Raw genomic sequence first — 11,784 nt, forward strand, 5'->3', positions numbered from 1 at the left:
AAATTAAAACAATATCTTGAACATTAACCGTAACAGGAAATTCCTTTTGCTCACCGGCAAATTGCTGGTGCTGCTGCTCACGCTGTACTTGCTCTACCACACTATTTCTTTTGCCCCGGATACTTTTCTGACATGGGGGGCGATTTTAAGGAGTGCCCTGGATAGTCCGCTCGTGATGCTGCTGGGCTACGCTGCCCTGCTGATACCCGTTAACTGGGGTTTTGAGGCCCGCAAGTGGCAGTTGTTGGGCAAAAAACTGGAGCCCATTTCCTATGCCCGGGCATACCGCGCGGTGATGGTTGGCCTTACCCTGGGTTTTATCACCCCCAACCGCCTTGGTGATTATGCCGGGCGTGTGCTGGAGCTCAAAAGCCAGAAAAGGCTGGAGGCTATCGGGGCAATTTTTATCGGGAGGTACTGCCAGCTGGTGGCGACGGTGCTGGCGGGGTCGGTAGGGCTTTCCTATTTCATTTTCCGTTTCTATTGGCACAGCTACCCGGCTGTGGCGGCGAGTGTGCTGCTTTTGCTGCTGGTGCTGTGTGGGGCTACGCTGCTGTTACTCTACCATGCTAAAGCCATGGTGGCTGTGGTGGCTGCTATAAAGCCTCTGCGTTCCCTTGTCCGCTATATCTCCGTAATGGGGCTGTACTCTAAAAAGGAGATCACACGGTTGCTCTGGCTTTCGTTGGGGCGCTACATCGTTTTTCTGGTGCAGTTTGTCTTGCTGCTCATTCTTTTCGGGGTGCAGTTGAACCTGTCGGAGTACATGTGCGGGGTGTCGGGTACATTCTTCCTCAAATCCGTGGTGCCGTCTGTGAGCCTGCTCTCTGACCTTGGGGTGCGGGAGCTGTCGGCCATGTACTTGTTTGGGTTACTGGGGCAGGCCAGGCTGCAGGTGCTTAGCGCCAGCCTGAGCCTGTGGCTGCTCAACATTGCGGTGCCCAGTGCGGTGGGCCTGATCTTTGTGTTGCGTTTGCGCTTTGCCGCCCGAAAGGGAGTAACGGCATGATGTTGGGCCTGCTGGGCATATCGCTTTTGGTGTATGGCTGGGTGGTATTGCGCCGCTGGGTGGCCTGGTGCCGGCTGCCCGCCGTAGATGCCCCTCCCGCATATTTGCCCACCTGCCGCCTTTCTGTCATCATCGCTGTCCGCAACGAAGCAGCGCATATCGTAGCGTTGCTCCAGGACCTGGAGGCACAGGTTTATCCTAAATCGCTTTATGAGGTAATCGTGGTGGACGATCACTCCAGCGATAATACGGTTAAACTAATACAGGAGTATAAGGCAGGTTCCACAATGATTTTAAGCGTGTTACCACTCCGTGATAGCCAGGGGCTGCACCTGAAAAAAGGGGCTGTGAAGCAGGGGGTGGCGCAGGCGCGGGGGGAGCTGCTGGTGCTGACGGACGGCGATTGCCGGGTAGGCCCGGAATGGCTTTTGCAGTACGCGTATACTTACGAAACCAAGCATCCCTACTTCATAAGTGGGCCGGTGTGCTTTCATCATACGCATTCCACCTTCGAGCGGATGCAGCTGGTTGAGTTTTCCAGTCTGATAGGCATAGGAGGGGCCTCGCTGGCATTGGCGAGGCCAAACATGTGCAACGGGGCAAACCTGGCTTATACCAAAGATGTATTTGAGAAGGTAGGCGGCTTTACCGGTAACGAGCAGGTGGCCAGCGGCGACGATGAGTTCCTGCTGCACAAGGTGAACCGGCATTTTCCGGGTAAAGCTGTTTTTCTGAAAAGCAGTAAAGCGATCGTTTATACAGAGGCACGTAAAACGCTGATATCCTTTATGTCACAGCGTGTAAGGTGGGCGAGTAAATGGAAGGCCTATCAGAGTCTGCATGTGCAGTTGGTAGCGCTGGCGGTGTTCCTGGTTAACCTGATGCTCTTCCTGAGCATACCTTATTTCCTGTTTGGAAAGCTGTCGCTGTTTGTAATAGTGGCGGCCTATGCTATTAAGTTTGTCATAGATTTCTTATTTTTAGAACGCATACTCCGTTTTCTGGGAAGGAGAAAGTACCTCTGGCACATTTTCCCGCTACAACTGGTATACATTCCCTATGTGGTTAGCACAGGGCTGCTGGGCTTGTTTGGCCGATATAATTGGAAAGGAAGATCGATCCGAAACACATGAGTGAACACGAATTTGACATACTCGACGAACTGTACTTTGTCACGGCTTACTCCGACCTTAAGAGTACCTTGTCCCTTACAGACCCTGAGATCTGTACCGCCCTGCAGGCGCTGATCAGGCAGGGCTACGTTAAAATCCTTTACCCGGACCAGGAAACCGAGCACGAGTACGACGAAGCGCATTTCCGGGAGCAGTGCCACAATTTCTATTATCTGGCCACCAAAGCCGGTCTGGTGGTGCATAACTCCATTTAGGTTACAAAACATTTCCTGGCCTTGTTAGTTGGGGTGTTAAAACTGCTTTGGCGGCTTGTTCAGTTTTTAGTGAAGGACTGCATGTGCTGTTCTTTTTTTATTACTTTTACTCAGTGTACATGGTAGCAGCTGTCAACTGGTAGTTACACGCTAAAAAGGAGCATCCGGACACAAAAAACCTAATAAGATCGAGTTTCAAATGTCAGACATAACCGTACCCAACACACAACAGGAACTAAACCTGAAGAAACTGGAGCTATCGGCCTTGCTTGAGATAACGAAGGCAATCAATGATAACATGCCAGAGGGGGCGCTGTTCAAAATCTACCGCTTTACGTTGCTGGCACAGCTACAGATCAGCCGCCTGGTACTGTTTGTGCACGATGAAGAGTGGGATTGCAAAGTTTGCTTTGGAACCGAGCAGGATTTTAAGAAGCACGAGTTGCCGGAGGAGATCCTGGCCCTGAAGGCCATTACCCGAACAAGCAAGCTGCAGGTAGACAAGAAATGGCGCACCTTTGAGATCGTGATTCCTATTTTTCACAATGGCAAAGTACTTGCCTTCGTGATGATCGGGAAGATACAGCCTTACTACACCAACCTGGAAGCCCTGAATTTTGTGCAGACAGTCAGTAACATTATGTTGGTGGCCATCGAAAACCACAAAATGGTTCGCCAGCGGCTGGCCCAGGAATCCATCCGGCGCGAAATTGAGATTGCCCGGGAGGTTCAGTCCATGCTTTTCCCAAAGTCACTGCCCAACGACAAGGATGTGACCATCCACGCCAGTTACATTCCCCATTCCTCCATTGGGGGCGATTATTATGACTTCATAGAGATTGACGCCGATAACTTTGTGTTTTGCGTGGCCGATGTGTCGGGCAAAGGCGTGCCGGCCTCCCTGTTGATGTCAAATTTTCAGGCAGGGCTGCGCACGATCCTGCGGCAGACAGCAGACCTGAACGTGGTGGTGGCAGAACTAAACAACCTGATCTACCGCAACGCGATCGCCGAGAAATTCATCACCACTTTCCTGGCCCTTTATAACCGCAAAACCAGGGAGTTAAGCTTTGTGAACGCCGGCCACAATGCACCTATCCTGCTGCACGAGGATAACACGCACCGCCTGCTAAACGAAGGCTGCACCATGCTGGGCGTGTTCGATGTGCTCCCCTTTATGTCTGTCACCCGTATTCATGTGCCTGAAAAATCGGTGCTGCTTTGCTATACCGATGGCTTAACCGAGGTCTTCGACGAAGATGAGGCAGAGTTCGGCATTGAGGGTACGATCGAGTTTTTACAGCGCAACCGCTATCTTAGCTCTAAAATGCTCCACTTGCAGCTGTTGCGCGAAATAAACCTATACAACGAGGAGGCCAGGTTAAATGACGACATCACCCTGCTATCTTGCAGGTTTAAGTAAGTGTAGCCTTTTGTGATTCGCCTTTTCAAAACTCCGTGGTTACTGAAAACCCTCTGGCCAAAGTATACCTGGCACCTGGAAACAGAGGAGAAGACCTTGTACCTGACCTTTGACGATGGCCCCATTCCTGAGGTTACGCCTTGGGTGCTGGAGCAACTGGCGCGCTACCGGGCAAAGGCAACTTTCTTTTGTGTGGGCGAAAACGTACGGAAGCACCCCGAAATAGCAGCGCAGATCAGGCAGCAGGGGCACAGGCTGGCTAACCATACGTTTCATCACCTGAACGGGTGGCAAACAAATGAAAATGCCTATGTGCAGAATGTGGCCTTATGCCAGCAGATACTGGCGGCATATATTCCGGCTGATGGTCCAAAACCACTTTTCAGGCCACCCTATGGGCGCATTACCCAGAAGCAAGCCAGGCAGTTACAGGATGCGTATCAGATTGTGATGTGGGATGTGCTGACAAACGATTACGACCAGCGCCTTCGGGCACATAAGTGCCTGCTGCAAAGTATAAAGCACACGCAGCCCGGTAGCGTCATCGTATTTCATGACAGCCTGAAAGCCCGGAAAAACATGATGTTTGCGTTGCCGCCTTACCTGGAACACTTTACCCGCCTGGGTTATACCTTCAAGACCCTATGATCTTCTCGGTAGGCTACTTCATACTCTATTTCCTTTTATTCTTTATCCTGATCGTACTCCTGGTCGGCTTCCGTAAACGCGTTCCAAACCTGCCACCCGGTTACCCCATGGTGAGCATCCTGATTGCCGCCCGAAACGAGGAGCACACCATAGTCCGGTGCCTGCAGGCCATCGAAGCGCTGGATTACCCCAAAGACAAGATTGAGGTGTTGATCGGCGACGATGCCAGCACGGACAACACGCGTGCCGTTGTGGAAGCTTTTACGCAGAGCAGGCCAAACTATACCTGTTTCGCGATTACCGAAAACATCGGGCTGGCCAAAGGAAAAGCGAACGTGCTGGCGCAACTGGCCAGGCATGCCACCAGCGATTACTTCTTTTACACGGATGCCGATATTGCGGTGCCAACAGGCTGGATTAGGGCGATGCTGGCGGAATTGCAAGCAGGCATAGGAGTGGTGACGGGCATTACAACCATCACCGGCAAAGGCCTTTTTACGAGGCTGCAAGCCATGGACTGGCTTTATGCACTGGGGCTGATGCAGGTGGTTTCGGACCTGAAACTGCCCGTAACCGCCATGGGGAATAACATGCTCCTGCGCCGGCAGGCCTACGAGCAGGTCGGCGGGTTTGAGAGCATTGCTTTCTCTATTACAGAGGACATAGCCATCTTCAATAAAATACTGGCCAAAGGCTGGGGCTTCCGGAATGTGTTCAATGCCCGCGTGCTGGCCCTCTCCACACCCGCAGAAAGTTTTGTGCAGTTTATGCACCAGCGCAAACGCTGGATGCGCGGATCCATGCACCTGCCGTTTTACATGGCCCTTATTTTTGTGATTCACGCGGCTTATTACCCCGTGTTGATGCCTTTCTTTGCTTATACTTCGCTAACTGCCGTGCTTTGCATTTTTGCGCTAAAGCTTGGCCTGCAGAGCCTTTACATCAGCATTTGCCTGAAACGGCTGGGGCGATCAGCGCCCTGGTGGCTGTATGGTATTTTCGAACTTTACCTGGTGGTTACTTCCGTGTTGCTGATCATCTTTTTTCTGCTGCCGATTAAAACCACCTGGAAGGGCCGGAAATACTAGTTTACTGGCTGCTCCCTTTGTGCCGGAGCCTTGAACCGGTATCTGCTTTAAGCGATAATTCGTTAACTTGCAGGTGCAGAAATAGAAACGCCACGCTGATTTCTGGCGTGCATAAAGCAGACAGGATCCATGAATTTAATTGATTCGCACGCACACATATACTCCGAGAAGTTTGACGCTGACCGCGACGAGGCCATGGAACGGGCCATGCAGGAGGGGGTGAGCCGCATTTACATGCCCAACATAGACCATACTTCCATCGATGCCATGCTCGAGGCCGCGCAGCAGTATCCGGAGGTTTGCCTCCCGATGATGGGGCTGCACCCCACCTCTGTAGGCAAGGATTTTGAGCAGGAGCTTTATCTGGTGGAGGAGTGGCTCAATAAGCGGCCATTCGCTGCTGTTGGCGAGTGCGGCCTCGACCTGTATTGGGACAAAGCGTTGCTGCCCCAGCAGCAGGAAGCGTTGCGGGTGCAGATCGGTCTGGCTAAAAAGCACCAGTTACCGCTGGTGCTCCATACCCGCGATTCTTTCGATGAAACCTATGCTATTTTATCCGAAGCCCAGGACGGTTCTTTGACAGGAATCTTCCATTGTTTTTCAGGGTCGGTGAAAGAGGCGGAGAAAGTGAAAGAATTAGGCTTTTTGATGGGAATAGGAGGGGTTTCCACGTTTAAGAACGGTGGCCTGGATGCCGTGCTGCCACACCTGGACCTCCGGGACCTGACACTGGAAACGGATTGCCCTTACCTGGCGCCTGCGCCACACCGGGGCAAGCGAAACGAACCTTCTTACCTGGCGCTGATAACGAACCGGGTAGCCGCGCTAATGGGTAAGCCTGCCGAGGAAGTAGCTGCCATCACAACGGCCAACGCCCTTAACCTCTTCAAACTATAAGCATGCAGGTTGTTCAAGTAGACATCAATACCGCCCCGCCTCATAACCCGGAGGCTTCTATCCTGATCATCTATACCGGAGGCACGGTAGGGATGGTGTTTGACAAAAAGGCGCAGCACCTGATGCCCTTTAATTTCTCGCAGATACTGGACCATGTGCCCGAGGTAAGCCAGTTTAACTACCTGCTCACCGTGCTCAGCATCGAGCCGGCTATTGATTCGTCTAACGTATCGGTGGCGGATTGGCTTATGCTTGCGAAGCTGATAGCGGAGCATTATGAGAAGTATGACGGTTTCGTTATCCTGCATGGCACCGATACGATGGCATACAGCGCCTCGGCCCTGGGATTTTTGCTGGAGAACCTGCAAAAGCCCGTGATCTTTACCGGCGCGCAGGTACCGATCGGGCGCCTGCGCACCGATGCCCGCGAAAACCTGATCACGGCCTTACAGATAGCCGCCACCAGGCAGAACGGGAAAAGTATGGTGCCTGAAGTATGTGTTTACTTCCGTAACCTGCTGCTGCGCGGCAATCGGTCTAAAAAGGTGGAGAGCAGCCATTTCGATGCTTTCAAATCAGACAATTATCCGCCGCTGGCCGAAACGGGGATTGATATCGATTACAGTCCGGAAAACATACTACAGCACCCGAAGCAGGCCTTGCGGGTGCACAGCCACATGAGCGATAAAGTAGCCATCCTGAAGTTGTTTCCGGGCATCACACAGCAGGTCGTACAAAGTATACTCCAGTCGCCTGGCTTACAGGGTGTGGTGCTGGAAACCTTCGGATCCGGAAATGCACCTTCCACCCCCTGGTTCCTGGAGCTCTTGCGCGAGGCCCTGGCACGCGGCGTGCATGTGCTGAATGTTTCGCAATGCGATGAAGGCAGGGTGATACAAGGGCAGTATGAAACGAGTAAATACCTGCTGAACATGGGTGTGATCGGGGGCGCTGACATTACAACGGAGGCAGCTATCACCAAGCTAATGTTTGTGCTGGGGCAGGGCCTGGACCATGCGCAGACCCAAACCATGCTGTGCCAGAACCTGCGCGGCGAGATAAGCCTGTAGAATAAGTTTAAAGTATAAACTGTTCAGATTTGCAGATGTGCTGCAGAATAGTCTATATTTGCATCACAATAGAGAGCTGTCCGAGTGGTCGAAGGAGCACGCCTGGAAAGTGTGTATACCTCACAAGGGTATCAAGGGTTCGAATCCCTTGCTCTCTGCAGAGTTAAAACCCCAAATAGCTGATATTCAGCCATTTGGGGTTTTTTTTATTTTATTTTTAGTTAAAATTCCGTCAAAAATCACTTCGTCACAAGCACCAAACAATTCCTGTAGCGAGGATATGATAAAAAAACCTACCCAGTTCTTGTGTTAATTTCACTCAGACATACAAAGCGATGCCCCAGTAATGGCACGTTATAATCAAACAGTAAACTCAAAACAACGTGTCTCTGGGTACTGTGGCATATTGATTGAAAATCACGTTTTATTTGCTAAATGCTACGTGCTCACCAAGCAGGGAATGGAACGCGCCTCGGCTGACGTGGGCCTGATGCTGGTGGCCTACAACCTGCGCCGCATCTTTAATATCGTCGGCTTGGAGCGGCTGCTGGCCTGCTATGCCGCCTCTTTAAGCGTGTTGTGGACCCTAAAAGCCATGTTTAGGACCTGCTGGCGGGGCTATAGCCAACGTATAAAAATCCCTTTCTCTAGTGCAATATATCTGCAAATCACTATCTTTAACCAAGAACCGAGCAGAGGTTTTTAGACAGACTGACGTTATGTGGCATTCTAATAGTAAATAATGACATCATACTTCATTAAAGTAAAACACATTATACCGACCTTCTTTAAGGTTGTTTTAGGAACTGTTGTTGGGCTAGTGTTGATTAGGTGGCTATTCACCATTCAGTTTCAAGTAATAGACATCAAAGAAGAAGTTTGGTTACTGTGGTTGCCCTTGATCTTCCCTTGGATACCAATCACACTTTGGCTAAGGCAAAAGCTGAGGATCTTGTCCTTTAAATCTCACGAAGATCGAAGGCGCACCCTCTTTCAATTTATTGCGTGGGGAACTATGGTTGCGATGTTAATTGCCTCCCAAAGCTATCTGACTACTGCAACTGGAAAACTTGAAACATTAACGAAAATTGAGGAAATCACTCAAAAAGAAAGAGTTCGGTATTATCGGATTTCTGAATTTTCGGTTGCTCCCTATTATGGAGGCTCATTCACCGACTTTAGAACCAGTGGAAAGTATAACAAACATCTAAACATTGATATTTATTTCGTTACACCTATTGTATCTGACACCACTGAAAGGATTACCAGTACCCCTAAAAATTGGTATGGAGTAAAATTCAGTGAACAAATAAGTAATAAAATCAGCCCTGAAGAAAAGGAACAGAAATACAAAGCTTTCTATGAAGAGTGTGTAGTGAAGATGAATAGTTACAACTTTCATGCTTTAGACCATTTTGAAAGAAAGCCTAGTTCTAACGACAGACAGAACTTCCTTTATGCCATTGAAGTAAGAGTAAAACAAAAAGCTGAGGAAGGTTTTGTTGTTTTGGAGCCAAGATCTGAACCTTATGAAAGTAGGAATGGAAACAAGTTGTTTTGGATCTTTGGTTCTTTTGGGATTGGTCTGACGGTTTTTCTCCTTGCCTTGTGTTGGCCAAGATACAGTAGAGTAGAATATTTACGCCTTAAAAAAGGAGAGAAACCAAAGCAAGATGACATAATAGACATGCTAAATTATCTCGTTCCCAAGGGAGACCATTTTGCAACATCTATCATATTAAATTTAAATATCTTAGCTTTCTTAGCTATGATTCTATCAGGAGTTCATTTTACCTCACCGAACGGGATTGAATTACTAGACTGGGGAGCAAACAGAAGACTAGAAACCACTGGTGGTGAATGGTGGCGATTGGTTACCAGCATGTTCTTACACGGTGGTATAATGCATTTGATATTAAACATTTCTGGTCTTGTAATAGCTGCAATATTCATCGAACCCATAGTTGGGAGAAAGAGCTATTTCATTCTCTACTTTTTGTCTGGAATAGTTGGGAGCCTAGCTAGTGTTTATTGGTATGAAAGTGTAATAAGTGTGGGGGCTTCCGGTGCAATATTTGGATTGTATGGAGCTATACTGGGGCTTTTACTTACAAATGCTTTCTCAAAAGAAAGCAAAAAAGGAATTGTTTTAATGATAGGTATTTATGTGATCATAAACCTTCTGTGGGGACTTACTGGAGGAATAGATAATGCTGCCCATATAGGTGGATTAGTAAGTGGAGCGATTATAGGAGTAATTCTATTTAAGTTAACTGGGGGAAATAAAGAAAATCACATAACAACAACTAAAAGCAAGCGGGCTGAGTCAGGTAGAATAAAAGTAAATGCATAAAGCCCTTTTTCCTATGCTATATACCTGCATCTGCATTTCCGCCTGCTTTAAGCCTAACCGTTAGCGAGTATTGTAAACTAAACACTCAAATAATGATTGCAAAAGCATTAAAAGCACTTTTCGACAATTATATTGAACTGGATATACGTGTATGGGAAAATTTTAAAAACTTGGGTGGAGTAAAAAAATATCCAAAAGAATTTATACTAAAGGAATCTAATACAAAAGAGAGATACCTAAATATAATACTTGAGGGAAGTGGTGGTGGGCTAATTTGGAATAAAAACAACTTTGTCTGCATTGACATAGCCTACGAAAATGAATTTTTAAATGATTATATGTCTTTCACAACTCAAAAGCCTTCACCCATCGAAGTAAGGCTCTTTGAAGATTCAACCATCTTTCATCTGCCTTATCAAAGTTTCCTGCAAACTTTAGCAACTGGCAATTATGGAGAAACAATTACCAGGATTATAGCAGAAACATCATTCATTGAGAAACAACAGCAACAAATTGACCTTTTGACAAAGTCGGCAAAGGAACGATACATTGAATTGTTAAATAGCAACAGAAGTATTGAGAGGACACCATTGAAATATTTAGCATCTTATCTTGGCATTACCCCTCAGAGCTTAAGTAGAATAAGAGCGGAAAAAATTAAGCAATTACCAAATGGTAACTGAATTGTTTCAACAAAGGCCAAACTTTGTGTTTTATTGAACTAACAAAATCAAAGCAATGATACACATAGAAACATTAAAGCCAATTCCTGTTCAGAAAACACTTACAGTCCTCGTTGGTTTTCCCATTGCCGCAACAGTCATTTCTCTTTTGCTGTTAAAACGCTCCCTAATCGCCAATCTAGGATTAGACTTTTTCAATACATTTTGGTTAATTATAATCTGCTGGTACTTACTTCAAATATACCTTGTTTCAAAGATTCTATCTTCGGCAGGTTGGGAATGGGTCGATGTAGGGCTTTCCTTTAAGAATAAAAGAATCTTATACTTTTTTGGCGGTTATTTTATTTTTGCCATCGCACTTTTACTTTTTATTGAATTTTCTTTGGCTAATGCTGTCGTGGATACTGAAAAGTTGAACGCAATAGCTGCTCTTACACCTAAAACTACAACGGCAAGGATCATCTTTATTGTTATGGGCTTTGTCGCGGGTTTAGCCGAAGAAATAGTATATAGGGGCTTTGCTATCAAAGCATTAATTAGCAATCGTATCAATAAATGGTTAGCTATTGGAATTGCCACCCTTCCTTTTATTTTTCAACACGGTTTAAAATCAATTGACCAGTTTTGGTGGTTTCTGGCGTGGGGAATTGTTTTTGGAATACTTTATATACTGTTTAGAAAATTATACATTAATGTAGTAATCCATTGGTTAGTAATCTTATCTGCAATGGTAGCCATATTACAGGTGCTTCAATAAACCTAAAACCGACTGAGAGCTATAAAAATCTACCCGCTAACATTGTAAAAAGGCAGTAGCGAGCTTAATGCTAATTTGAAAGTTCATATAAATAATGACATTTTTAACTGCCGGACGTGTACTTACCTTGTAATCCGCTACTGCTCTTCTATGAGACCGTCATTCTATCTAATAACATCCAACTTCCGGCAAATTTTGTCCAGCTAAGTGGCTAAGTAAAGAAGACACATATCCCCTTACGCTATGAAATTCAAACAAGCCTATAACCGCGACGAGCCTCCCGGTGGCGGGGCCAGCCTAGAGGAGCTGATTTCCCCGGAGAACGAAATGCGATTCATCGACGCCTTCGTCGAATCCCTTACCTAACAGAAGCCTGGCTTTTGCACCTCTTTTTCTGGGAATGGCCGCAAAGGCCCTGGCACAGGCCAGCAGTCGCTCCCTGAACACGCGAAGAGCTTAATTTAAAGTG

The 11,784-nt window shown here is 47.4% G+C and carries 13 protein-coding genes and 1 tRNA gene; all 14 read left to right on the forward strand.

Features of this window, described 5'->3' with window-relative positions; translation table 11 throughout:
• Positions 1-16 precede the first annotated feature (16 nt).
• The 14 genes from AC4BAN_RS03765 (at position 17) to AC4BAN_RS03830 (ending at position 11,681) form a co-directional block, all read left to right on the forward strand.
• Positions 17-1,009, forward strand: coding sequence for a lysylphosphatidylglycerol synthase domain-containing protein (locus AC4BAN_RS03765; protein WP_490563035.1), 993 nt, complete (start codon positions 17-19; stop codon positions 1,007-1,009).
• A complete protein-coding gene (locus AC4BAN_RS03770) occupies positions 1,006-2,142 on the forward strand; it encodes a glycosyltransferase (RefSeq protein WP_490563036.1) in 1,137 nt (378 codons plus the stop codon). The genes AC4BAN_RS03765 and AC4BAN_RS03770 overlap by 4 nt, the downstream gene beginning before the upstream one ends.
• Positions 2,139-2,396: a hypothetical protein gene (locus AC4BAN_RS03775; protein ID WP_490563037.1), complete on the forward strand. Its 258-nt coding sequence runs from the start codon at positions 2,139-2,141 to the stop codon at positions 2,394-2,396. The genes AC4BAN_RS03770 and AC4BAN_RS03775 overlap by 4 nt, the downstream gene beginning before the upstream one ends.
• Before the next feature lie 199 nt (positions 2,397-2,595).
• Positions 2,596-3,819 (forward strand): PP2C family protein-serine/threonine phosphatase, encoded by a 1,224-nt coding sequence (locus AC4BAN_RS03780; RefSeq protein ID WP_490563038.1) that lies wholly within the window; start codon positions 2,596-2,598, stop codon positions 3,817-3,819.
• Between the two features lie 12 nt (positions 3,820-3,831).
• Complete coding sequence (locus tag AC4BAN_RS03785) at positions 3,832-4,467, forward strand: polysaccharide deacetylase family protein (protein ID WP_490563039.1); 636 nt, start codon at positions 3,832-3,834, stop codon at positions 4,465-4,467.
• Positions 4,464-5,555, forward strand: a complete 1,092-nt coding sequence (locus AC4BAN_RS03790; protein ID WP_490563040.1) for a glycosyltransferase — start codon at positions 4,464-4,466, stop codon at positions 5,553-5,555. The genes AC4BAN_RS03785 and AC4BAN_RS03790 overlap by 4 nt, the downstream gene beginning before the upstream one ends.
• A 129-nt stretch (positions 5,556-5,684) precedes the next feature.
• The gene (locus AC4BAN_RS03795; RefSeq protein WP_490563041.1) at positions 5,685-6,452 is read left to right on the forward strand and encodes a TatD family hydrolase; all 768 of its coding nucleotides are present in this window, start codon (positions 5,685-5,687) and stop codon (positions 6,450-6,452) included.
• A 2-nt stretch (positions 6,453-6,454) separates the two neighbouring features.
• On the forward strand, positions 6,455-7,522 hold the full coding sequence (locus tag AC4BAN_RS03800) for an asparaginase (protein ID WP_490563042.1): 1,068 nt from the start codon (positions 6,455-6,457) through the stop codon (positions 7,520-7,522).
• A 70-nt stretch (positions 7,523-7,592) separates the two neighbouring features.
• Positions 7,593-7,680, forward strand: a tRNA-Ser gene (locus AC4BAN_RS03805).
• A gap of 188 nt (positions 7,681-7,868) precedes the next feature.
• Complete coding sequence (locus AC4BAN_RS03810; RefSeq protein ID WP_490563043.1) at positions 7,869-8,228, forward strand: hypothetical protein; 360 nt, start codon at positions 7,869-7,871, stop codon at positions 8,226-8,228.
• A 36-nt stretch (positions 8,229-8,264) separates the two neighbouring features.
• The gene (locus AC4BAN_RS03815) at positions 8,265-9,875 is read left to right on the forward strand and encodes a rhomboid family intramembrane serine protease (RefSeq protein ID WP_490563044.1); all 1,611 of its coding nucleotides are present in this window, start codon (positions 8,265-8,267) and stop codon (positions 9,873-9,875) included.
• 92 nt (positions 9,876-9,967) lie between these two features.
• On the forward strand, positions 9,968-10,558 hold the full coding sequence (locus AC4BAN_RS03820) for a Crp/Fnr family transcriptional regulator (protein WP_490563045.1): 591 nt from the start codon (positions 9,968-9,970) through the stop codon (positions 10,556-10,558).
• 55 nt (positions 10,559-10,613) lie between these two features.
• Positions 10,614-11,315 (forward strand): CPBP family intramembrane glutamic endopeptidase, encoded by a 702-nt coding sequence (locus AC4BAN_RS03825; protein ID WP_490563046.1) that lies wholly within the window; start codon positions 10,614-10,616, stop codon positions 11,313-11,315.
• 243 nt (positions 11,316-11,558) lie between these two features.
• Positions 11,559-11,681: a hypothetical protein gene (locus tag AC4BAN_RS03830; RefSeq protein ID WP_490563047.1), complete on the forward strand. Its 123-nt coding sequence runs from the start codon at positions 11,559-11,561 to the stop codon at positions 11,679-11,681.
• The last annotated feature ends 103 nt before the right edge of the window (positions 11,682-11,784 follow it).

This window comes from Pontibacter sp. GD13 (assembly GCF_058216355.1).

Bases quoted from the DNA above. Each gene is read 5' to 3' on its own strand.
- AC4BAN_RS03770 (WP_490563036.1), top strand. From the start codon at position 1,006: ATGATGTTGGGCCTGCTGGGCATATCGCTTTTGGTGTATGGCTGGGTG.
- AC4BAN_RS03775 (WP_490563037.1), top strand. From the start codon at position 2,139: ATGAGTGAACACGAATTTGACATACTCGACGAACTGTACTTTGTCACG.
- AC4BAN_RS03780 (WP_490563038.1), top strand. From the start codon at position 2,596: ATGTCAGACATAACCGTACCCAACACACAACAGGAACTAAACCTGAAG.
- AC4BAN_RS03790 (WP_490563040.1), top strand. From the start codon at position 4,464: ATGATCTTCTCGGTAGGCTACTTCATACTCTATTTCCTTTTATTCTTT.
- AC4BAN_RS03795 (WP_490563041.1), top strand. From the start codon at position 5,685: ATGAATTTAATTGATTCGCACGCACACATATACTCCGAGAAGTTTGAC.
- AC4BAN_RS03800 (WP_490563042.1), top strand. From the start codon at position 6,455: ATGCAGGTTGTTCAAGTAGACATCAATACCGCCCCGCCTCATAACCCG.
- AC4BAN_RS03810 (WP_490563043.1), top strand. From the start codon at position 7,869: ATGGCACGTTATAATCAAACAGTAAACTCAAAACAACGTGTCTCTGGG.
- AC4BAN_RS03815 (WP_490563044.1), top strand. From the start codon at position 8,265: ATGACATCATACTTCATTAAAGTAAAACACATTATACCGACCTTCTTT.
- AC4BAN_RS03820 (WP_490563045.1), top strand. From the start codon at position 9,968: ATGATTGCAAAAGCATTAAAAGCACTTTTCGACAATTATATTGAACTG.
- AC4BAN_RS03825 (WP_490563046.1), top strand. From the start codon at position 10,614: ATGATACACATAGAAACATTAAAGCCAATTCCTGTTCAGAAAACACTT.
- AC4BAN_RS03830 (WP_490563047.1), top strand. From the start codon at position 11,559: ATGAAATTCAAACAAGCCTATAACCGCGACGAGCCTCCCGGTGGCGGG.